The following is a 21,461-nucleotide window of genomic DNA, read 5'->3' as shown; positions in this document are numbered from 1 at the left end:
TGATAGTCGGATAAGGCTTCGACATAGATGCGTCCGCATCACCCTCCGTGATTGCAACCAATCTATTATTCCCGTAAAAGGTTTGAGTTACGATGGACACGATTCCCACCGAAGGCTTTGATGCGGCATTGACCCTGACCGATACCCTCGATCATCTCCCGGCAAACAAACGGCGCGAGCTTGCCCGCATACTCGAGATCATCTTCTCCGAGGTCGAACAGTTCTGCGCGACCAAACAGTCTGCAAAGAAAGCCAATGGCAAAATCCTCAAGGTCATCCTCTATGGTTCCTATGCCCGCGGCGACTGGGTGGACGACCGGTTGAGTGGCTATCGCTCGGACTACGATATCCTGATTGTCGTCAACACCGAGAGTTTCGTTCAGGAGCGGGACCTGTGGCTTTCGCTCGACGAGAGGTTCCTGCAGGAGCAGATCACCCACCAGATCGAGACACCGGTCATCCCGATCGTCCATTCGCTGCACGATCTCAACGACCAGCTGTCGCGCGGCCGCCCTTTCTTCGTGGATATCGCCAGAGACGGAAAGGTCCTCTACGAGGAGGAGGGGCATCCGCTGGCCAAGCCGAAACCGCTGACAACAGAGGAAGCCAACGCCGAGGCACGGAAGCATTTCGATCGGTGGTTTCCGCTATCACTCGACGCGCTTGCTTTCGCGCAGTTCGGCGTTTCAAACGAGAAGCCGCGTGACAGTGCATTCATGTTCCACCATACGAAGTGCATCAAGGAGCAGAAGCTGGAGTTTCCCGCTCTATGATTGGCTTGTCCATGTGTCGGCTAAGCTCTTCATAGAGAAGTTCATGTGATTGCTTAGCAAGAAGGACCATGCTCACCGTCTCACACATCGCACGGCGTCCACGCTGGCTGTCCATGGACGTACTATGAGCGGAAGACCATTTCTGAACGACTGCTATAATCTGATCGATTTCTTCGTCATGCAACGAAAGCAGATTGAGTAGAGACATCGCCGGCACCTTGTGTTGCGGCAAGAGCACCCATGGTCTCCCAAGCGGCCACTACCGTTGTACTACCGGGCCGACGTGAGGATCGTACTCCTTAATGCGTGCAGAGTCTTAATTAATTCAATCGCAAGATTGTAAGGCACAAAGATCCCACTTGTGGATCTGGAAAGAATTATTGGGTGGCGTCGAGTTGATTTTCAGCCAATGGCGGATCGCGGCGAACGTCCCGTCACCGATTTAGGCGACAATGCCGCCGATCGTCAGGCCGGCGAATGCGATCAGTCCTGAGATCCTCAACCGGGAGCGTCTTCATGCGCTTCCACTCCTCAGGCGCCGGCTGAACGGATGCCTGGTTCCTGTCCACGGTGTTTTTTGAGGGCTTTGATCTCCTCCCGGATCTGGGCGTCGACGCCACCGCTGATCGCAACCGTGGTATCGAGGTGGGCGATCGGGTTGGCCTGGTCATCGAGCCTGGAATGAATGACGGCCCCGCTCTCGTGGGCGTTTTACTTTTCTTCTTGCAAGTCCTCACGTATCCGTTTCACCCCCTCCTCGACGCGGCGGAGGACGCGAAGGATATCGTCATTCGAAGTCATTAAGCGCGTGCCGTTTCAGTTCACGGACCTCTTGCAGTAATCGATAATATTCCCTTCGATAGGCCTTGAGGTAAAGACTGAGATAGAGAAACGGTTTGAGTTAGGTCGTCTGCTTGTCACTCTTTAACTGTGCATGAACGGCGTTCTACGGCGATCGAAAGATCTGCGGCCCACAGCATGAAAGCCCTTGTGGTAGAGGCCATATGCGACGGCGCTCTCGGGCGCCTCATTCCCAACACCGCGGCAAACACGCGCACGATCGATGTTGAGGCGCAGATTGTTTCGGAGAGCCTTCGGTCCGGTGCGAGGGTGAATGGGCAAACTGGTTCTGCCCGCACCTGAAGATGCGGTAGAGTTTGCGGCAGTGATCGTCGATCCGCCCGTTTCGCAGCCGTCGGCTAACGAAGGCGGTCGGCCCGAGATCATCATCGGTTCCATTACTATCCGACTGGAAGAGGAAGCGTCTGTCGCCCGGATTGCAGCCGTCGTGCGTGCCTGCGCGGTTCCGGCATGAAAGAAGTGGTTGTCTTGATGGCTAAGGATAGTACCCTCCTGCCAGTCACCTTACCGGGTGCGGACTTGAGCGTGATGACCTTCAACTGCCCCGCTTCGGCGGGGCTTTTGGCGTCTTTTGCCGGCCTTCTTTTTCCCTTTCATGTCATCCGGCAGGATGTGCATTCTCGATGCGTGTGCCGCCTCCACGAACGCCTTGCGGGCAACTTCCGGGTCCACATAGAGCTGCATGGCGTCCATCGAGGTCGCCAGCGCATGGTGGAACAGGGCGGGATCGTTTTCGAGATGCGGCCATTGTTCGCTGAGAAGAAATGCCGCGAGATCTTCGACGCTGTGTGCCTGGCGGTATTTCTCCATTCCGTCGATCTCGACGTGAAGCGGACGAATCGGGGTTGGGATCTGAACATTGCCCATGACGCAGTACCTCTCGACATCTCGACAGATTCACATGGGACGCGATTCGAATGCGTCGAGTCGCTCCCTGCGGAATCAGGGGAACTGCAAGGTGGACTGCCCAGCTCATCGATCCAAAAGATCGGCCAGAAAAACAAAGGAGCGTATCGGAGCTTTCAGCGTCGCGACGCGCGGACACGCGCGGGAAAGCGGTAATTCGCGTCACACGAGGGCGTGAAGAAAGGCAGCCGCAGGAGCGTCAGCGTTAGTGGTGCGAGCAGACGCGGGACCGACTGCCGCACGCCGTCGTGTTCCGTTTTCGGGCCGACGTGGCGACCATTGGCGCTCGTCGTAACACCGACCGGCCTTGCGCTCCCCTCACCGCCCCGGCCGCGCGAGCGACCTTGCGATATCGATGATGTCGTCGCGGCGGTCTGCGCTGAAGGAACCCCCGCAAAAAATCTTCGTCCATGTCGGGAACGGATCTCCTCGTACGTCTATTAGAGGTGGGACCGTAGAAAATCATCATGCGCGCTCGCCAGCCTCGAAGAGAAGACGCGAAAACGCCGAAAGGCTGATCGGATCGCGAGACGGTCAGAACGGATCAAGGGAGCAAGCACATGGACACGAGTGAGTTGAGACCTGCGAAGGAACTGGCGGAGAAACGCGCAAGCAGATTCACGACCGAAACCCCGGACTACGCCGAGGCAAGGAAGGCCCTCTTGGCGGAGGAGATCGAAGTCCGACGACATCTCTCCAAGCTTGCGGAGCAGCGCCGGCGCCTGCCTCCCGGCCCGGTCGTCCAAAAGGACTATCGCTTCAAGGATGAAAACGGTGACGAAGTCGGTCTCGCGGACCTGTTCGGGGATCATGATACGCTTGTGACGTACTTCTGGATGTTCGGCCCGCAGCGCGAACGGCCCTGCCCCATGTGCACGAACTTCCTCGGGGGAGCGAACGGCAACGGCGCCGATGTCAAGCAGCGGGTCGCGTTCAAGATTATCGGTCGCAGCCCAGTGGATCGGCAGCGCGCGTTCGCCATCGAACGCGGCTGGCGCGACCTCGATTTCGTTCAGACCGTCGGCGACGACTATGCGCGAGACTTGGGCCTGCTCGACGGCAAGGGCTACGAATCTCCTGGGTTCACGGTCTACCAGAAGATCAGGAATGAGGTTCGGGTCTTCTACAATGCCGAGATGCCGGCTGAAGCGGCGGATCCCGGCCAGGATCCGAGGGGCGCGGTCGATATCGCACCGCTTTGGAACATCCTGGACATGACGCCGGACGGCCGCGGTACGGACTGGTACCCGAAGCTCAATTACTGAGTTCGATCGCTCCAGTCGTCGGACGCGAAGCGACGACGCTGTCGGTACCCCGTGGACTTGGTGTTTGCGAAAGGGCCTCCCCTCGCCTGAGTCCGCGCCGATTTCAGTCCAGCCATGGATCGATTATGATCAAGTTTGTGCCACCGAAATCCTGAACATTCCGTGTGACCACAGTTAATCCATGAACCAGCGCAGTAGCCGCTATCAAAGCATCAGCCTTGTTGCGGCGGTCTGGAATATGTAGATGGGCACAACGCGTAGCTACCGCGTCATCGATTGGCAGTATTCGCTCAGCAAATTCAGGGCGAACCCGGCCATCCATCCATCGCCGCAAGCGAGAACCCTGGTCAGCGTCGCGACGCTGGATGCCTAGTATCCCACGCTCAAGTTCTAGGATCGTAATCGCGGAAATGAACAGGTCGTTGGAGTCTTGCGCACCCACCCACTTCGTGACATTCGGATCGGCTTTCCCGTCGCCAACTTTGCGCAACTCCGAGACGACATTTGTATCCAGCAGATGCTTCAAGACAGATCGATCCCGCGAGGCGCGATTTCGGCTCGAGGTAGATCGAAATCAATGGATGACAAACCAGGCATTGAAAGCGCATCGACCAGATTGCGGCGCTTACCAGTCAGGCGCTCGAACTCGCTGTAGGTCATCAACACATGGGACGGCTTCCCGCGATCGGTGATAACTACAGGTCCGTTTTTGGCGGCCTTCTTTGCCCTGCTGACATCGTGGTTCAGCTCCCGACTAGATAAACTCGTTAAGCTCATAGAATGCCTCCATGTAGGAACGTACCTACATATAAGGTATCATTTGCAGTGAAGCAAGATCTAACAACGCTCTGAACCAATTCGAATCAGCGTTCTTCAATTGAGTGCCAAAGGAAGAACTTCGTCGACGAAAAACCAGCGCGCTGGCGAGGCTGCGGCAGTTCGATAACGTGGCCGTCGTTGATCTGGTCGAGCGCTTTTTCGAGATCGGTCGCCACGTCTGACCGCGAGCGAATACCAGGCAGAGTTCGACGCCCAGCTTGCCGCCGGCTTCAGGCCTCAATGGGCCGCTGGGGCGAAGAGGCAAAGCCATAGCTCACGCAGCAATGCCGGCGCGCAGTTTCAGCGCTAGATCCGGGCTGTCCGAGGTCAAGCTGCCGATGCCGCGCTCCAGCCAGTGGCGGATGCCGGGTTCGTCGTTGAGGGTCCAGACACAGAGGCGGTCGAGCGGCAGCCGGCTGCGGATCAAGTCCCATTCGGCTTCCATCAGCTCGTGATGAATGGCAACGATCTCCACCAGCCCGTTCAGGCGGTCGATGAAGGCGGCGAGCCCGCCCTGCTTCTCGGCCCAGGCGGCGTTGACGGAGACTAGGCGGGAAACATCAGGCGCCTGAAGACGGCACTCCTCCAGCACCGACGTATCGAAGGAGGTCAGGTAGGAACGTTCGCTGACACCGAAGCGAAAAAGCTCGGCTGCGACGCGCGCGGCAATGTCAGGATAGGGAGTACCGGTCTCGTCGATCTTGATCTCGACATGTAGGTCGATGCCCTTGTTGACGGCAAGCACGTCGAGCACATCGCCGAGCGTCGGAATGGCCTCGTCCGTGCCTTTCAACCTGACGGACTTGCGGGCTTCCACCGACAGGTCCTGGACCGGGCCAACACCTTCGGCGGTGCGTTCCAGCGTCGCGTCGTGGATGACGACGAGTTCGCCCGAGCGCGTCAGGTGCACGTCGAATTCGATGGCGTCGACCCCGAGCGCGGTCGCGTTGCGGAAGCCGGCGAGCGAGTTTTCGGGCCAGAGGTTGCGGGCGCCGCGGTGGCCGGTGATAAGCGTCATGAAATATCCTTCAACCTGTTGATTTCATAAGCGTTAGCGGATCGTCGGGTCGAGCTTGTCGCGCAGCCAGTCGCCGACGAGCGAGATCGAAAGCGTCGTCAGCATGATGACGGCGGCGGGCGCCAGCATGATCCAGGGCGCGCGCGTCAGATATTCGCGCCCGAAGCCCACCATGTTGCCGAGGCTGGTTTCTGGCGGCTGCACGCCGAGGCCAAGGAAGGAGAGCCCGCTTTCCATCAGGATGATTTCCGGGAAAGTGAGGGTCATGGAAACGATCAGCGTCGAGGCGACGTTCGGCAGGATATGATGCAGGTAGACGCGCGAAGGTGTGGCACCAAGCTGCACCACCGCCGCCGCATAACCCTGCGCGCCGGCGGCAATGGCGAGGCCGCGGGCGATGCGCGCATAGCGCTCCCAGCCGTAGAAACCCATGAGGCAGACGAGCAGCAGCATAGAGGAGCCGAAGAAGGCGAGAACCGCGAGTGACATGATGAGGAAGGGAAGTGCCGCCTGGAAATCGGCGAACATCAGGACCAGATGCTCTACAAAGCCGCGCAGCTGCGCCGCCAGGAACCCGAGCAGCGTGCCGAAGAGTGCCGACAGGATCGTCGCGCCGAAGGCGATGACGAGCGAGACGCGGATCGACTGGATGAGGCGCGAAAGCACGTCGCGGCCGAGTTCGTCCGTGCCAAGCAGATGCTTGAGCCCGCCCGGCGCCGAAAGCCGGCTGCTGAGATCCATGGCCGTGATGTTGAACGGGCGGATGGTATCGGCGAAAATGGCGGTCAGCACCATTGCCGCAAGCCACAGCAGGCAGACCACCACCGAAAGCGGCACGTTGCGGCGCAGGAAGGAGACGAGGCGGTTCGGCTTTCCGGAAGCCGGCGTACCAGCGAGATCGACAGTTGCCATCGGCTTTCTCCTCAATGTCCGGCCGCGTGCGAGCGAAGGCGCGGATCGAGCCAGCCGTAGAGCAGGTCGACGACGAGGTTCGACAGGACCATGACGGCGGCGATGATCAGCAGGATGCATTGAACGACGGCGAGGTCGCGATTGCTGACGGAGACCACCAGCAGGCGGCCGATGCCGGGCCAGGAAAAGATCGATTCCACCACGACTGCGCCTGCTATCAGCGAGCCGACCATGAAGCCGACGATCGTGACGATCGGCACCGCCGCATTGGGCAATGCGTGGTTCCAGACCACGTCGCGCCATGTCAGCCCCTTGGCCGAGGCGGTGCGAATATAGGGCTGGCCCATCACCTCGATCATGGCACTGCGCGAAAAGCGGGCGAGGATGCCGATGCCGCCGATGCTCATGGTCAGCGTCGGCAGAATGCCGTGCACCCAGGTATCCTGCCCGCCCGAGGGCAGCCAGCCGAGGATGACCGAGAAGAGCAGCACGAGCAGCAATCCCATGACGAAAGAGGGAATGGTGAAGCCGAGGACGGCTAGCAGGATGACGCCGCGATCGGAGAAGCTTTGCCGGTGCAGCGCCGCGTAGACGCCGGCCGGAATGCCGAAGACGAGCTTCAAAATGAGGGCCGGCACCGTCAGCTGCAGTGTCGCCGGCACACGTTCCAGCACCAGCTGGATTGCGGATGCCTTGTCACGCATCGAGACGCCGAAATCACCGGTGAATATCGACTTGATATAGGCGAGATATTGGATCCAGAGCGGCTGGTCGAGGCCCCATGCCTTGCGGAAGGCATCGACCGCCTCCCGCGGCACGTCAGGCCCGAGCATCACCATGGCGGGATCGCCCGACATGCGCAGGACCACGAAGGCGAAGGTGACGACCGCCATGATGGTCACCATCGCACGGAACAGGCGGACGAGAACAAAACGGATCATGGAACCCTCCCCTATGCCGCCACCGGCGTGGTCTCGCCCGCCACGACATGGCAGGCGGCGGTGCGGTACTCGCCGATCCCTTGGAGCTCCGGCACGACGGAACGGCAGATGTCGCGGGCCAGCGGACAGCGCGGATGGAAGGCGCAGCCAGAGGGGCGCTTGGCCGGGTTCGGCGGCTCGCCCTGCAGGATGACGCGGCCTTCCAGCGGCTTGCCGGGAATGGGTACGCTGGATACCAGCGCCTTCGTGTAGGGATGCTGCGGGGCACGGAAGATGACGTCGGAAGAAGCCTCCTCGACGATGCGGCCGAGATACATGACCGCGACACGGTCGGCGATGTTGCGCACCACCTTCAGGTCGTGGCTGATGAAGACCATGGCAATGCGGTTCTTTTCCTGCAGGTCGCGCATCATGTTGACCACCTGCGCCTGGATGGAGACGTCGAGCGCCGAAACCGGCTCGTCGCAGACGAGCAGTTTTGGCCGCGAAGCCAGCGCCCGGGCGATCACGGCGCGCTGGCGCTGGCCGCCCGAAAGTTCGTGGGGATAGCGGTCGGCCTGGTCATCGCGTAGGCCGACGGCCCGCATCAGTTCCGTCACGCGCGACCCCTGATGCTCCCTAGGAATGAGCTTGTGGATATCAAGCGGCTCGGCGATCTGCTTCGCAATCGTTACGCGGCGGTCGAGCGCTGCGAGCGGGTCCTGGAAGACGAGCTGCATCTTGGCGCGCAGTGCCCGCCATTCCGCGGTATGGCGCGCCGGCATCGGCTGCCCCTGGAAGCGCACACTTCCTTGCTGTGCGTCATCTATGCCGAGCAGCATGCGCCCAAGCGTCGATTTGCCGGAGCCGGATTCGCCGACGATGCCGAGTGTTTCGCCCGGCATGACCGAGAGCGAAACGCCGTCGACGGCGCGCACCGGCGTCGGGCGGCCGAAGAGGCCGCGACGGATCTGATAAATGCGGACGAGATCGTGGACTTCGATGAGCGGCGTCATTGCAGCAGGCCTTCGGCGATACGGGACGACCGGGTCTCGACGGCACCCGCGACGGGCACCGGGCGCGTGCAGGCGAGCTTGCGGCCGCCATCGAGGGAAACGAGCGGCGGGCGCTCGCTGCGACAGGCCTCGACGGCGCGCGGACAGCGCGGCGAGAAGGAACAGCCCTCCGGCAGATGTTTCGGATTGGGAACGGTGCCGGGAATGGGGATCAGCCGTTCGCGGGTGCCGTCGAGGCGCGGAATGGCATCGAACAGGCCGCGCGTATAGGGGTGGCGCGGCTCGGAGAAGAGCTGTTCGACACTGCCCTCCTCCACGATGCGTCCGGCATACATGACGCAGACGCGCTCGCAGACTTGGCTGACTGCGCCGAGATCATGGCTGATGAAAACGGTCGCCATGCCGGTTTCGGCACGCAGGCCGATCAAGAGATCGAGGATCTGCGCCTGGATCGTCGCATCGAGCGCGGTGGTCGGTTCGTCGGCAATCAAAAGATCGGGCTGACCGGCGAGCGCCATGGCGATCATCAGGCGCTGGCACTGGCCGCCGGAAAACTCGTGCGGATAGAGATCGAAGCGGCGGCGCGAATCGGGAATGCCGACCATATCGATCAGCCGCAGCGCCTCGGCCTTTGCCGCCTCGCCGCCGAGCCCACGATGGACCCACAGCGCTTCCGCGATCTGCCGGCCGATGCGCAGCACCGGGTTGAGCGAGCTGGACGGATCCTGGAAGATCATGGCGATGCGGCTACCGCGCACGCTTTCGAGCACCGTGCGCGATCCGCCGATGAGTTCGCGGCCTTCGATTTGCACCGAGCCGGAAACGCCCGCCTTGCCGGGCAGCAGGCCGAGGGCCGCAAGCCACGTGACCGACTTGCCGCAGCCGGATTCGCCGACGAGGCCGAGCGCCTCGCCTCTGGCGACATCGAGATCGATGCCGTGGAGAACCTGCACCCCGTCGAAGGCGACCGCCAGGTCACGCAGTTCCACGAGATTGGAGCCGGTCGTGGCCATCTTTCATCCCCGCTCTTTGTTGCCGCAAGAAGAGGATCTCCGGCAGCGCTTTAGCCGCCGGAGACCGAAGTGACGGACCGATCAGATCGACCAGTTGGTGGCGCGGAAGTCCATGGCGAAGGCCGGAGCGGCCTTCCACTTCAGCGACGACTTCATGCCGGTGAAGACGGCATTCTGGTGGAGGACCTGATAGACCGGGTCTTCGCGCTCGGCGATTTCCAGCATGCGGGCGATGGCCTTCTTGCGCTGCGCCCGGTCGGTGGAGGTTTCCATGACGACGGCGAGCTTGTTCATCTCTGCGTTCGTCCAGTCCTTCTTCTGCTGCACTTCGCCGTTCGGACCGAATTGCACGACCATCGGCGTGATCGGGTCGTTGATCGAGTTGCCAGCCGACCAGTCGCGCACGCCCTTGATGCCCTGGGGATCGTGGATCTGCGCCCAGTTCTCCTTCATCTCGATCTCGACGTTGAGGCCGACCTGCTTCCACATCTCGACCATGATCTGGCCGTTGGCCGTCTGGTTCGTGTAGTAGTTGTTGAGCAGGCGGTAGGGGATCGCATCGCCCTTGTAATTGGCCTGCTTCAGGAGGTCCCTGGCGAGCGCCGGATCGAATGCCGGGGGTGCCCAGCCATCGATGAACATGTCGCTGTTGCGGAAGGATTCGAACTGCAGGCCGGCCGGGATGACCGTCTTGCCGGCCCAGAGCGCATCGACGATCGCCTGGCGGTCGATGGCATGGGTCATCGCACGGCGAACCAGCGGGTTGGCGAGGATCTCGTTCTGGGTGTTGAAGACCGAAATGCGGTGGTTCCAGATCGTCGAGTTCTGGATCTCGTAGCCCGGAGCGGCCTGAACGGCGGCGATCTGGTCCGGCGGCAGGTCGCAGGCGAAGTCGTATTCGCCAGACAAGAGGCCGTTGACGCGCGAGGCGACTTCCGGAACTTCCACGAAGCGGATCTGCTGGAGCGGCGGGCGGCCGCCCCAATATTCGTCGAAGGCAACGAGGGTCAGCGAAACGTCCGGCTTGTACTCGCCGACCATGTAAGGACCCGTCGTGATCGGCTTGCGCGACCATTCGGTGAAGCTTGCCGCCTCATCCCAGGCGCGGCGGTTGGTGATCTGGCTGCCGCCGGAATAGAGGCGCCCTTCCAGCGTCACGTCGGGCGTCGTGTTGTGCAGGCGCACGGTGTACTTATCGACGATCTCGATGCCGGCGAGCGCCGGCCACAGGCGACGTCCGACGCCGGGAACGGTTGCCGGCAGTTCCTTGGCGGTCGCAGGCTTGTGGTCGGCTTCGAAAATAGTCTTGCCGCCGGCGGGCTCCGTGTTACCGAACACGCGTTCCTTGGAGAAGGAGAAAGCGACGTCCTCGGCGGTCATTTCATCGCCGTTGTGGAACTTGACGCCCTGGCGCAGCTTCAGCTCGAGCGTCTTGTCGTCGATACGCTTCCACTCGGTGGCAAGACCCGGAACCGGACCCTGATTGCCCATCCAGTCACGCAGGATCAGGCCTTCCCAGAGGTTGGGGAAGAAGATGCGCTCGCCGACGTTGGACTGCTCGTGGTAGACGTCGAGCGAGTTGTTGTTGGTGATCTTCTGCACCGCGATGGTGATGGACGGGCGCTTGCCCTGGCTGAAAGCGAGGCGCGGCAGAACGAGCGTGCCGGCGGTGGCGGCGCCGATAAGGCCGAGCGCGCCGCGTCGATTGATCGAAATCATCGGAAACTCCTTTTGTCTTGACCGACGAGCCCCCGCTCGTGGTCTGTGTTGTTAAAATCAGCTAGATGTCGCCGCATTGACGGCTTCATGAATTTTTCAATAAAGGCGCCCGTCGCGGATGCCGCGAAGAGCCGTTCCAGCGCGTGAGGCAAGGCCCCCGCGCGACGAAATCAGCCGGCGACAGGAACCACCGGTTTGCTTGCGGGCGAAGCGGCGGTTCCCGCCGAAAACGCTTCGAGCGCGCGCGCCAGTTCGCCCGCTCCCTCCACCGTTTGCAGAGCGCCTGCCGCCTTCAGCGCCTCGTGCCGTCCGCTGCGCGGATCGGCCGGATCGACGAAGCCGATCGCCGCCATGCCGGCCGCCACGGCACCCGTAATCCCGAGCGCGCTGTCGTCGATGACAAGGCAGCGGTGCGGCGCCACGCCGAGATTTTCGGAGCAGAGAAGGAAAAGGTCAGGCGCAGGCTTGGGCCTCGCCACCATCTCGGCGCTGTAGATATGCGGGGCAAATTCCGTCCACAGATCCAGAAGACCGAGGCTGCGGCGCAGTCTCTCCATATCGCTGTTGGACGCGACGCATTTGCGCTGCTTCACATTCCGCACCAGCTCTTCCATGCCGGCCATCGGCCGCAGCGAACGGGAAAATTCCGCGTAGAGCGCGCTTTTGGCATCGGCGAAGACACGGTCCGGATCGGCAAGGCCGAGTTCCTCGCGACAGAGGCGGCCGGCCGCCTCCCCCGAAAGACCGGTGAAGCGACGGTAGACCTCAGCGTGGCTCAAGGGAACGCCGGCGCGCTGCAGGGCCTGCGCCAGCGTGCCGCTCGCCACCGGCTCGCTGTCGATCAATACGCCGTCGCAATCGAAGATCAGAAGTTCTATCGTCATGCAGACGGCATTACGTTACATATGTTACACCAATGTGAAATATGTAACGCCGAGGCGTTTAGGGCACATCTGGATGGGGATTGATGGAATCGCATGAACTGAAAATCCGGGCGGCCTGGCTCTATCACGTGGAGGGGCTGACGCAGGCGCAGATCGCCGAGCGCATGTACCTCACCCGTCGCCGGGTGAACGAGTTCCTGGCCGCAGCCCTTGAGGAAGGCATCGTCAGGGTGAGCTTCGCCTCGCCGCTTGCCGCCGGCATGGAGCTGGAATCGCGCCTGCAGGAACGTTTCGGCCTGGAGGCGGCAGTCGTCGTGCCCACCCCTGCCGATCCGCAGCTTCTGCACCAGGCGCTCGGCCGCGGCGCGGCCGCCTATCTCGACCGGCTGATCCAGGCCCGCAAACCCCGTTCTATCGGGGTGGGCTGGGGCGCAACGCTGCGCGAGACCGTCACCAACATGACGCCGGCAAGCGAGCCCGGGATCGAGCTGCGCTCGATGATGGGCGGGCTGACACGCGGTTCGGAGATCAACACGTTCGAGATCGTGCGCGCCTTCGCGCAGGTCCTAAAGGCGCAATGTCACTATTTCGCGGCACCGATCTATGCGGAGAGCCCGCAATCGCGCGAGGCGATCATCACGCAATCGGTCTTCGAGCGCATCTTCCGCCAGACCTGCGAAGTGGATATTTCCTACCTGAGCGTCGGCGACGTGACCAGGCAATCCCTGCAGGTGCGCTACGGCCTGCCGGCAGGAACCGACGTCGGTGATCTCATCGCCGTCGGCGCCGTCGGCGACCTGCTCGGCCGCTATATCGATGCCGAGGGCCGGCCCGTCGCCCACCCGCTGAACGCACAGGTGCTAGCCCCCGACCTCACCGACTACCGCAAAATCCCCTGCCGCATCGTCGCCTCGGGCGGCATCCACAAACACGCCATCCTCACCGCCACCGTACGCGCCGGACTCGCAACCGCGCTGATCACGGATGAGGAGAGCGCAAGGGCGTTGCTGGCGGGCGGATGAGGTGAGGTGCGTGCCTGCGTAATGGGAGGAAGCTTGGCCGCCGCTTCAATCGGTGATTTCCTTCGTCTGCGAACACTGTAGCTTCGGCTTTGTTACCAGGCCAGCTTCAGTTCTGCCCTGAGATAATTGCTGTCGCGGCCGCCCTCAGCTTCGAGCGCCGAGCCGACCTGGTAATGAACAGCCTCCAGCGACCCCGTGAGATTGGGATTGAAGCGGTAGTCCGCCTTGACCTGCACATAAGCTCCGGTCCATGCCTGCCCGTTACCCGCCGTGCCAGCGACGGGAACGCTTGGCAGGGTGTAGACAGCGTCCTGTGTTGTCTGTCGCCAGAGCAGTCCGACCCCGGCCATCAGGGTCAGGTCTTCTGTCGGCTGAACGGTAATCGACGGCTTGAGGTGAATGAGGTTAGCATATCCGGTATGGCCGCCAAGCGAGAAATAGAAGCCGTTCGGAAACAGCGGGTTGAAGGTGCCAAGCGTGCCATCACTTGCGTCCCGGTCGCCGGACGCCACGTCGAACTGCAGACCGATCCGCGGCGACCAAGGGACATCCTCGAAGGTGTAACCAGTCCTCGCACCGACGGCCCAGGCCAGAATATCGGCTGAGCCGACCTGGCCAACCTGTCCCATCGCTTCCGCATCCCAGTCGAAACCGGCATATTTGCCGGCCGACCGGATATCGAGCACATGCCTGTCCTCCTCACCCGACGCGGTGAGAAAAGTGGCGTCCTTGCGCTGATAGAGCGCGTAATAGGCGGAGGCCTCGATCGTCGGCGAGAGTTGCCGCTCAACGCGGGCGCCGCTGAACAGTGCATCGCCGCTTGATCGATCATCGAAGGGGTTGTCATCCCGATACTGAACCGGCTGGCTGACCAGACCATAGAAGCGCCATGCTTCCGTCTCCCACCCGGCCCAGACGGCATCGAACGCCTGGCGGACATTGGGCCCATCGCGCACCGATACGAACCGCTCCAGGTCAAACGCGAAGTCTTGGCGGCCGACCCTTGCCCTGAAGGTTCCTAGGTCAGTCTCCTGCGTATAGCCGATGAATGCGAGCCGAAGGTCAAATCGGTTTGCGTCGTTAGGGCTGACCACAGTCTTGTCGAACGCACGCACATCCTCGAATTGTGTAAACAGTTGCCAGTTTTCATTCAGGTGAACGTCGATCTGAAACTGCGCACGCTGTAACCAATAAGAATCTCTGGGATTCGCCGGCACGGTTCCGAAAGCCGGCGCATCACTGACTTCGAAGATTTCGCGTAGATTGAGCCCTAACGAGATGTAGCTGTCGGGATTGGAAGGAAACAACGGAATGTATTTAAGACCATCCAACGGCTCATTCCGCAGTTTCGGATCCGCGAGAAGCGACCAGTCCTCCTGCGAACGGTCGGCTTTTATCGAGGGCCTCTTCTGCTTCAAGGAAAAATCATCCGCCGCCAGGGCTGACCGGTAGCCCCCTTGAGCAAATGCAAGGGCGAAAAGCGAAAGCAGGAGTGACCGCACCATGGATACGAACCGAAGGCTGAGCGCCATTGAAAAAAGCGAGGTGAAACATCTCTGTTGGTCAATCATCTGCTCGCCTTTCAGCCTTCGGCACGTGGCCACATCCTGCGTGGGTGGTCGACGCAGTCCGCCATTGGCACGGCGAAGCATGGGGCGCACACGGCCACCCCAGTTGCGTATCGACCGGCTGAAGGTGGATTCCGTCACCCGGCGCGTTTATGGTGAAATCGTTTTGGGCTCGTCCGTGGGGCGTGCGCGGCTGCGCTGCTAGATGACTTCGGTCAACTCAACCACGTTCCCGAAATGATCGGCGAAGAAAGCAATCTTGCGGCTAATCTCGTTGACCTGAAACGGTTCGGTGAGGATCTTTACGTTGCGGCGGCGCAGCTCTTCCACAGTGGCTTCGATATCGGCGCCGGTCAGGCAGAAGTGGTGACAACTGGCATGCTTCAAGCTGTCGCCAGATCCTTGTAAACCGGTACCGTATGCGGACCTCGATATAACGACAGACCCCTTGACGCGCGTTGTTTTCGACGGGGTATTGAACGATCGCCGTCAATGTAGGTGATGGTTCTTTCGCCGCGGTAGGGTACGGCCGGGCGGCGAAACCGCGGTCCAATGAGCTCCTGCAATGGAACTGTCGGTGGAGCAGGGGGAACCATTCCTCCGGGTTCATTTTTCCCCATGATAGCTGCCGAAGTATTTTACGGGTGACCAAGCCGGAAGGATGTCGGGCAGTTTTGGCGATAGAGCGATGTAGTCCTGTGCACCAAACACTACCTTTCCGTCCATAATAGTCAGTACAGAAGATATAGAGCTGATTTGATCTTCCGGCACGGCGAAGTAGTCCCTGTCGAGCACAACAAAATCCGCCAGGTATCCGGGAGCGATTACGCCCATTTCTGATTCTGTGTTCATGAACCACGCTGCGCCATTGGTGAACAGTTTCAGCGCCTCGGTGCGGGATAGGCGATTGTCCTCGGCAAGAATTTCGGATCCGGACACAGACTTGCCAGATACCATCCAGCTTATACCAACCCAAGGGTTGAACGTGGCTGCCCGGAATGCATCGGTGGTCATGGCCAGCGGCATGCCGCTATCGACGAGCATGCGCAGACGCGGCGTCTCCAACGCCTTCTCGCGACCATATGTCCTGATGAAGCCATCGCCGTGGAGCGCCATTTTGGCGTCCAGGGCAATTCCGCCACCCAGCTTTTTCGCCCGAGCGATGTTCTCCGGACTGATGGTCTCAGCGTGCTCAAGACTCCATTTCAGGCCATCGAGCGGGATCGTCTTGTTCACCTTCTCCAGCGCGTCGAGAAAGGGGGAGATGTTCTCGTTGTAGCTGACGTGCATTCGGAACGGGATGCGCCGCTGGACCAGCTTCATCACATCCTGCTCGACGAAGCGCCGCATCTTCTCGGGCTCGATGATGACCGCCGGACGGTCGAAGTTCTCATGATCGTGCACTTCCCCGCTCAGAACCTCCCCGGCACCTTGATATTCATGGCCATGTGCCAGGGTGGGATGCAGGTTTTGTCCTGGACTTATCGGCGCCGTTTTTGTGATCGCCTCGATTTCCAGATCCACCATGTTCACCGGTCCGCCGTCGCCGAGTTGCAAGTCCACAAAGGGCATGCGCACATTGAGACGGTTGTCTCGCGCAAGCACGTCTACCCTCGCCTGGGCCTCCGGGTAGGGCCACCTACCGCCGTTATCAATGATCGAGGTCACGCCGAACCGGTTCAGACCGTGAATGCTATAGACCATCGAACTCACTTGTTCGTCGAACGTGGGCTGCGGCACCATGCTCTCGAGGGCGAGAAACAACCAAGTATAACCGTGGATCACACCAGTGGGATAACCGCGGCTGTCCTTTTCGAATTCGGTGTCCGGCACCTTTGGGAACCGATCGGTACCCACGCCAAGCGCCTCCATCGCCTGCTTGTTCAAGAAGGCTTGGTTATAGGCATATTGCACGATCAGGGGGCGATCGGGCACGGCGCTGCGCAATTCATCCAGCGTGGGGAAGCGGTTCTCCTCAAATTGGTAGGGTGACCAACCTCCGATCACTTTGACCCATTGGCCCTTCGGCGTACGTGCGGCCTGCTCGCTCAGCATAGTCAACGCCCGGCGCAGCGTCGGCACGCCATCCCATCGAACATTGTAGTTATAGGCCAGATCGTTGAGGACATGGATATGGGCATCAATGATGCCGGGAATGAGTGTGCGGCGGCGAGCATCAATAATCTCGGTGTTGGAGTTCTTTAGACCGAGAATGTCCACATCGGAGCCGACGGAATAAATGCGGCCATTCTTGACCGCCAAAGCCGAAGCTTCAGGCTGAACACGGCTGCCGGTGAAGATCTTTGCATTGATAACGATCAGATCGGCGCCGGGCTGTTCCTGCGTCGTTTGTGCCTGAACTACAGAGAAAGAAAAAGTTGTCACAAACGCGATGAATATCTTTCTGATCATTTTATCCTCGTTCTACTGATTTTACGAAATGCGGTCATTCGGAGCCGGTGCCATGCGGATGCGCGCGATGGGCGAAGAAGTGAGTCCAAGCGCTCGCGAAAGGTCATCACTTTATTCGCATGCCGTCGTTGAAGGCCGACTTGTCGGAAGACAAAACCCTTGTGAAAACGTCCAAGTGGACAGTGCCATTGCAATTTCGGCTACGGTAGGCCATCAAACTGACACACCATGTCGCCAAAAAGGAAACACCAATGGATATTGAGGAACTGCGCACCTTTGTGGAGGTTGCTGACGCAACCCGCGTCACACAGGCAGCGCGCCGGCTTGGCGTTTCCAAATCGCTCGTCAGCCGAAGGCTTGCGCGACTTGAGCAATTCCTGGGCGTTCAATTGCTCGCGCGAACGACGCGCGGCGCCTCCTTGACCGAAGCTGGCGCGACGTTTCGCGAGCATGCGGCAAAAATCTGCAGCGAGTTTGAAGTTGCGAGGGAGGCCACTCTTCCCTCCGGAGATCTTCGCGGCCGGTTACGTGTCGCTGTGCCGCTTTCTTTTGGCCCAACACATTTTGCTCCTATCCTCTCACAAATGGCGCGCAGACATCCCCAACTACAAGTCCTTTCTTCCTATACCGATCGTTTCGTAGATCTCGTCGGAGAGGGGTTTGACTGCGCTATTCGGCTTGGCCACCTTCAAGATTCTGTCCTAATCGCACGACGTGTCGGATCGATCTTCGGCATTCTGGTTGCGAGCCCCGAATACATAGAAGCTCACGGTGCTCCCGTCACACCGGACGAGATCGTAGATCATCAAGTCGTCATGCGAGACGACGAGAGGTGGCAATTCATGGATGGCGGTAAAATAGTTACGGTGCGTCCCCAGGGACGCTTCGTAGCTGATAACGGAATATCGCTCGTATCTGCCGCTCTAGACGGTATTGGGATCGGCTACCTGCCAGAACCGCTTGTCGCGGATCATATTCGTTCGGGCGCACTGGTGCCAATCATGACGCGTCATCCGATTCCGCCAGCCGGCATGTTCGTCGTAAGGCCGCCCGGCCAGCATCCCTCGCGAAAGGTGAGGATCCTCACTGAAATGCTTATCGAACGTTTCGGAACCGCGGCCGTCAAGGACGGCGCGGCAGGCCTCGGCAGGCCAGACGAATGATCAGCATGTGGGTAACGGGTCGCCGCGGATTCCCGATTATACAGGAATCTGACCTGCATCAGCGATCGCGGACGCGGCCAGTTCCTCCCCAACGTCACGAAATGGTTTTCTCTTAGTGCCGAGTTGATCCGCAACGAAAGGTGCCGCTGATGCAATAATGGCGCGGTGATGGATGCCGATGGATGATCCACCGCTATTTCGCTGGGTAAGGCTCAATGTCTGCTGACCAATAATGCCTGGCGATGTTCTGGCTGTTGCGGATGACGTGGTAGGCAGTTTCAGGGTTTCCCCCTTCGAATGTATCCGGGTCTGCACCACACATGAGACAATACATTCGCTGGTGAACAACTGCCGCGAAATATTGCAATGCTGGCGCAGCATCTTCCTGCCCGATCGCTCGCATATCCTCGGCAGCTCGTTCGGTCGCATCCTCCAAGGCGCGCGAGACTGCGGCAGCCAGCTTCCTGTCGGCGCGACTGATGACATCGACGATCTGGCGCTCTGCCAAAGTAAGATCAGGGACATTTTCGGCCATTATTCACCTCATCAGCAGTCAATTGCTTGCACATGCGTGTCCCACCCCTGTGACGCGTAACATCTCGACCCATATACAGAATTCCCCATCCAGCCTCCGAGCCACTGCCCCTGCTTGTCTTTGGAACGGCGCCACAGAAGGGTAGGAACAAGTTTCGCATCACAGCGTCGACAAAGTATTCATGCGGTCGTATGCGTGATCCCAGCGACCGTAGTTCGGACCCTGCGGTCTCGGCCGCATGGTCGATTGCTCCATCGACAGCAGCCCGAAGGGCCTGTTCCGCCTCTTGGAACAGAAAGGTGTTTTTCTGCATAGCATTCCTTTCTGCCGGATCTATTTCGTTGTTCGGCAGAATTTACTCACCTTCTCAAAACATCCTGCCATTCAGCGTGGCGTTCGATCTGCGCTTTCGCGAATGGGTAAAGCGGGATGATCGTGACGCCCTCCCGCCTGGCATCCTCTACCGCCTGGCGGACCAACCGCTCGCCAACTTTCCGGCCACGTAGCGCTGTAGAGACTTCTGTGTAGTCGATGATAATCAGCTTTTGACCCGCTCGGCGGTATGTCATTTCGACGTGCCGACTCGCCCCATTATTAGATGGTCTTTCCAATTGAAACCGATCAGCCGAGATTACTCGGGCAAGGGGATGTGCTCATCCCTGTCGTCAATCGGCAGATCGAAACGCCCCTTCCCCCAGTTCTGGGCGCGCCACTCGGCCTTGGCCTCTTCGATGCGCTCCTTGGAAGAAGCGACGAAGTTCCACCAGATGTAGCGGGGTCCTGAAAGTGTCGCTCCACCAAGTGCCATCAGCCTTGCACCTTGGCCGCCGGCGGTGACCGTGATCCTGTCACCGGGACGAAACACCATCATCTGCGGTGCTTCGAAGTCCTGACCAGCAATCGAGATCGAGCCCTCAACGATATAGATCCCACGATCCTCATGATTGTCCGGCAAGGGCAGGCGAGCGCCTGCCTCCAGTGCAACATCGGCATAGAAAGTATCGGAAAACATCGTTGCGGGAGCGGCCTCGCCGTAGGCATTACCCAGGATAAGCCGCAGCTTGACACCGCGATCCTCGATCATCGGAAGCGTGTTCTTACCATGATGTTCAAACATGGGCGTCGTGTCTTCGTGGCTGTCGGGAAGCGCCACCCAGGTCTGTATTCCCAGCAAGCTTTGTGGCCCGCTTCGACCCGCCGCTGTGGTGCGCTCGGAGTGGGAAACACCTCGCCCGGCAACCATCCAGTTCAACTCGCCGGGACGGATGATCTGGTCGGCCCCGGTGCTGTCGCGGTGATGAAATTCGCCGCGATAGAGGTAAGTAACGGTGCCGAGGCCAATATGCGGATGCGGCCTGACATCGATGCCCTGTCCAGTCAGGAATTCCGCAGGCCCGACCTGATCGAAGAAGATGAAAGGTCCCACCATCTGGCGCTTCGGTGCAGGCAAGGCGCGCCGAACTTCAAAGCCACCAAGGTCGCGCGAACGTGGAATGATGAGAGTGTCGATCGCATCCAAGCCGATATCTTCAGGACAGGCTGGCGCGATTGCGGGATTCCAACTCATGCATGTTCTCCTCTTCAGCCTGCAGGGTTAGCGCCGCCGAGCTGCCGTTCCGTTCTGCTACCCGGTTGGCCAAAGCCGCCACCGAAACTAGAAAGCTACAGCACCCGCGACTAGGTTTGGGAAACGCTACACTGTGTTGCGACAAGCGGAACACGCTGTTCGCGGCATCAACTTCCGGCGCCCCAAAGATGCGCGTCATTCTCAAAGGATTCGATCAGGAATTCCGAGAGGACCCGCACCTTTCGGGATGGATGCGGGCTGGGAGGCCGTACGACATAGACCCCGCCGACCGGTAGCGGAAAACGGGTCATGATCGGAACGAGAGCCCCTGAAGCGAGATAGTCGCGGGTGACGCAATCGGGGAGCCAGGCGATGCCGAGCCCTTCAGCGGCTGCGCTCGCAAGCGCCATGCCGTTGTCGGTCCTGAAGCGACCCTGCGGTTGCACTGTGATGATCTTTTCGCCATCCATGAATCGCCAGCTCTCCGCACCGACCAGAGCCTGATGCGACGCGATGTCTTCCGGCGTCTCCGGCGAGCCGTGCAATCTTACGTAGTCCGGGTTCGCCACCAGCTTGCCGTAGATCTGGCCGACGCGTTTTGCGATCAAATTCGAATCGCGAAGAGCGCCGACACGGATTGCACAATCGAACCCGTCGACGATCAAGTCAGCGAACCGATCGCTGTAGTCGGCATGGATCTGAAGCTGCGGGTGGTGGCGCGCCATTTTGGCCAGAACCGGTGCGAAATGTACCGGACCCGATGTCAGCGGAACTGCAATCCGGAAACGTCCACGAAGGTCACCTTCCGGCAGGATCGCCTCGCGAGCAATGTCGATCTCCGCACAGACCTTTGCTGCATGGTCCCGAAACAAGACCCCTGCTTCCGTCAGACCGGCCCCCCGTGTCGTTCGCGCAAGAAGCTGGGTGCCGAGCGCACCCTCAATCCTGGTGAGGGCGCGGCTGACCATCGACTTGGAGACTGCCAATCGGCGCGCAGCCGAGGTGATACCCCCCGAATCGGCGACCTCCACGAATATCCGCAGATCTTCGATGTCCATCCGGCATTCCTCCGTTGCGACACGGTCGAC

Annotated in this window: 24 protein-coding genes and 1 pseudogene; 6 read left to right on the top strand and 19 right to left on the bottom strand. The window is 60.3% G+C overall.

Annotation, left to right across the window (positions count from 1 at the left end):
• Nucleotides 1-92 precede the first annotated feature (92 nt).
• Entirely contained in the window at nt 93-773 is a 681-nt protein-coding gene (locus J2X71_RS07280; RefSeq protein WP_310380565.1) for a nucleotidyltransferase domain-containing protein, read from the top strand.
• A 442-nt stretch (nt 774-1,215) separates the two neighbouring features.
• On the opposite strand, the pseudogene J2X71_RS07275 reads toward J2X71_RS07280, so the two are convergent.
• A pseudogene (locus J2X71_RS07275) lies at nt 1,216-1,460 on the bottom strand (hypothetical protein).
• 427 nt (nt 1,461-1,887) lie between these two features.
• On the opposite strand from J2X71_RS07275, the gene J2X71_RS07265 reads away from it, so the two are divergent.
• Nucleotides 1,888-2,088 (top strand): hypothetical protein, encoded by a 201-nt coding sequence (locus J2X71_RS07265; protein WP_310380563.1) that lies wholly within the window; start codon nt 1,888-1,890, stop codon nt 2,086-2,088.
• Nucleotides 2,089-2,138: 50 nt separating this feature from the next.
• Here J2X71_RS07265 and J2X71_RS07260 read toward each other — a convergent pair whose 3' ends face one another.
• Nucleotides 2,139-2,501 carry a DUF982 domain-containing protein gene (locus tag J2X71_RS07260; protein WP_310380561.1) on the bottom strand — a complete coding sequence of 121 codons (363 nt, stop codon included), beginning with the start codon at nt 2,499-2,501 and terminating at the stop codon, nt 2,139-2,141.
• Nucleotides 2,502-3,100: 599 nt separating this feature from the next.
• On the opposite strand from J2X71_RS07260, the gene J2X71_RS07255 reads away from it, so the two are divergent.
• Nucleotides 3,101-3,805, top strand: a complete 705-nt coding sequence (locus J2X71_RS07255) for a DUF899 family protein (RefSeq protein ID WP_310380559.1) — start codon at nt 3,101-3,103, stop codon at nt 3,803-3,805.
• 103 nt (nt 3,806-3,908) lie between these two features.
• Here the strand turns inward: J2X71_RS07255 and J2X71_RS07250 are convergent, their stop codons facing one another.
• The 3 genes from J2X71_RS07250 to J2X71_RS07240 form a co-directional block, all read right to left on the bottom strand.
• The gene (locus J2X71_RS07250) at nt 3,909-4,331 is read right to left on the bottom strand and encodes a type II toxin-antitoxin system VapC family toxin (RefSeq protein ID WP_310380557.1); all 423 of its coding nucleotides are present in this window, start codon (nt 4,329-4,331) and stop codon (nt 3,909-3,911) included.
• Nucleotides 4,328-4,582, bottom strand: a complete 255-nt coding sequence (locus J2X71_RS07245; protein WP_310380555.1) for a type II toxin-antitoxin system Phd/YefM family antitoxin — start codon at nt 4,580-4,582, stop codon at nt 4,328-4,330. The genes J2X71_RS07250 and J2X71_RS07245 overlap by 4 nt, the downstream gene beginning before the upstream one ends.
• An 86-nt stretch (nt 4,583-4,668) precedes the next feature.
• Nucleotides 4,669-4,800: a hypothetical protein gene (locus J2X71_RS07240; protein ID WP_310380554.1), complete on the bottom strand. Its 132-nt coding sequence runs from the start codon at nt 4,798-4,800 to the stop codon at nt 4,669-4,671.
• Between the two features lie 2 nt (nt 4,801-4,802).
• Here J2X71_RS07240 and J2X71_RS38080 point away from each other — a divergent pair, with 2 nt between their 5' ends.
• Nucleotides 4,803-4,934, top strand: coding sequence for a hypothetical protein (locus tag J2X71_RS38080; RefSeq protein ID WP_405049700.1), 132 nt, complete (start codon nt 4,803-4,805; stop codon nt 4,932-4,934).
• Here J2X71_RS38080 and J2X71_RS07235 read toward each other — a convergent pair.
• The 7 genes from J2X71_RS07235 to J2X71_RS07205 form a co-directional block, all read right to left on the bottom strand.
• Nucleotides 4,899-5,642 carry a glycerophosphodiester phosphodiesterase family protein gene (locus J2X71_RS07235; RefSeq protein WP_310380552.1) on the bottom strand — a complete coding sequence of 248 codons (744 nt, stop codon included), beginning with the start codon at nt 5,640-5,642 and terminating at the stop codon, nt 4,899-4,901. The genes J2X71_RS38080 and J2X71_RS07235 overlap by 36 nt on opposite strands.
• A 33-nt stretch (nt 5,643-5,675) precedes the next feature.
• The gene (locus J2X71_RS07230) at nt 5,676-6,554 is read right to left on the bottom strand and encodes an ABC transporter permease (protein ID WP_310380551.1); all 879 of its coding nucleotides are present in this window, start codon (nt 6,552-6,554) and stop codon (nt 5,676-5,678) included.
• 11 nt (nt 6,555-6,565) lie between these two features.
• Nucleotides 6,566-7,495, bottom strand: a complete 930-nt coding sequence (locus J2X71_RS07225) for an ABC transporter permease (protein ID WP_113320742.1) — start codon at nt 7,493-7,495, stop codon at nt 6,566-6,568.
• Nucleotides 7,496-7,506: 11 nt separating this feature from the next.
• Nucleotides 7,507-8,490 (bottom strand): oligopeptide/dipeptide ABC transporter ATP-binding protein, encoded by a 984-nt coding sequence (locus tag J2X71_RS07220; RefSeq protein ID WP_310380548.1) that lies wholly within the window; start codon nt 8,488-8,490, stop codon nt 7,507-7,509.
• Nucleotides 8,487-9,503 (bottom strand): ABC transporter ATP-binding protein, encoded by a 1,017-nt coding sequence (locus tag J2X71_RS07215; RefSeq protein WP_310380546.1) that lies wholly within the window; start codon nt 9,501-9,503, stop codon nt 8,487-8,489. The genes J2X71_RS07220 and J2X71_RS07215 overlap by 4 nt, the downstream gene beginning before the upstream one ends.
• Nucleotides 9,504-9,584: 81 nt before the next feature.
• Nucleotides 9,585-11,222, bottom strand: a complete 1,638-nt coding sequence (locus tag J2X71_RS07210) for an ABC transporter substrate-binding protein (RefSeq protein ID WP_310380544.1) — start codon at nt 11,220-11,222, stop codon at nt 9,585-9,587.
• Between the two features lie 170 nt (nt 11,223-11,392).
• Entirely contained in the window at nt 11,393-12,106 is a 714-nt protein-coding gene (locus J2X71_RS07205) for an HAD-IA family hydrolase (RefSeq protein WP_310380542.1), read from the bottom strand.
• A gap of 83 nt (nt 12,107-12,189) precedes the next feature.
• Here J2X71_RS07205 and J2X71_RS07200 point away from each other — a divergent pair, with 83 nt between their 5' ends.
• On the top strand, nt 12,190-13,128 hold the full coding sequence (locus J2X71_RS07200; protein ID WP_310380540.1) for a sugar-binding transcriptional regulator: 939 nt from the start codon (nt 12,190-12,192) through the stop codon (nt 13,126-13,128).
• A gap of 92 nt (nt 13,129-13,220) precedes the next feature.
• Here the strand turns inward: J2X71_RS07200 and J2X71_RS07195 are convergent, their stop codons facing one another.
• From J2X71_RS07195 to J2X71_RS07185, 3 genes are all read right to left on the bottom strand, one after another.
• Nucleotides 13,221-14,699 carry an alginate export family protein gene (locus tag J2X71_RS07195; protein ID WP_310380538.1) on the bottom strand — a complete coding sequence of 493 codons (1,479 nt, stop codon included), beginning with the start codon at nt 14,697-14,699 and terminating at the stop codon, nt 13,221-13,223.
• A 198-nt stretch (nt 14,700-14,897) separates the two neighbouring features.
• A complete protein-coding gene (locus J2X71_RS07190; RefSeq protein WP_310380536.1) occupies nt 14,898-15,083 on the bottom strand; it encodes a VOC family protein in 186 nt (61 codons plus the stop codon).
• Between the two features lie 219 nt (nt 15,084-15,302).
• Entirely contained in the window at nt 15,303-17,108 is a 1,806-nt protein-coding gene (locus tag J2X71_RS07185) for an amidohydrolase (protein WP_310380534.1), read from the bottom strand.
• Between the two features lie 251 nt (nt 17,109-17,359).
• Here J2X71_RS07185 and J2X71_RS07180 point away from each other — a divergent pair, with 251 nt between their 5' ends.
• A complete protein-coding gene (locus tag J2X71_RS07180; protein ID WP_310380532.1) occupies nt 17,360-18,271 on the top strand; it encodes a LysR family transcriptional regulator in 912 nt (303 codons plus the stop codon).
• Nucleotides 18,272-18,464: 193 nt separating this feature from the next.
• Here J2X71_RS07180 and J2X71_RS07175 read toward each other — a convergent pair whose 3' ends face one another.
• From J2X71_RS07175 to J2X71_RS07160, 4 genes are all read right to left on the bottom strand, one after another.
• A complete protein-coding gene (locus tag J2X71_RS07175; protein ID WP_310380530.1) occupies nt 18,465-18,806 on the bottom strand; it encodes a hypothetical protein in 342 nt (113 codons plus the stop codon).
• Between the two features lie 359 nt (nt 18,807-19,165).
• Nucleotides 19,166-19,375, bottom strand: coding sequence for a GNAT family N-acetyltransferase (locus J2X71_RS07170; protein WP_310380528.1), 210 nt, complete (start codon nt 19,373-19,375; stop codon nt 19,166-19,168).
• Between the two features lie 62 nt (nt 19,376-19,437).
• Nucleotides 19,438-20,373 (bottom strand): pirin family protein, encoded by a 936-nt coding sequence (locus J2X71_RS07165; RefSeq protein WP_310380526.1) that lies wholly within the window; start codon nt 20,371-20,373, stop codon nt 19,438-19,440.
• 167 nt (nt 20,374-20,540) lie between these two features.
• Entirely contained in the window at nt 20,541-21,431 is an 891-nt protein-coding gene (locus tag J2X71_RS07160) for a LysR family transcriptional regulator (RefSeq protein ID WP_310380524.1), read from the bottom strand.
• Between the last annotated feature and the right edge of the window lie 30 nt (nt 21,432-21,461).

It is taken from the genome of Rhizobium sp. 1399 (genome assembly GCF_031455475.1).
In the GTDB taxonomy this organism is placed as follows: Bacteria; Pseudomonadota; Alphaproteobacteria; order Rhizobiales; family Rhizobiaceae; genus Rhizobium.
Note: the sequence above shows the minus strand (reverse complement) of the source record. Positions and strands in the feature narration are given on the sequence as shown.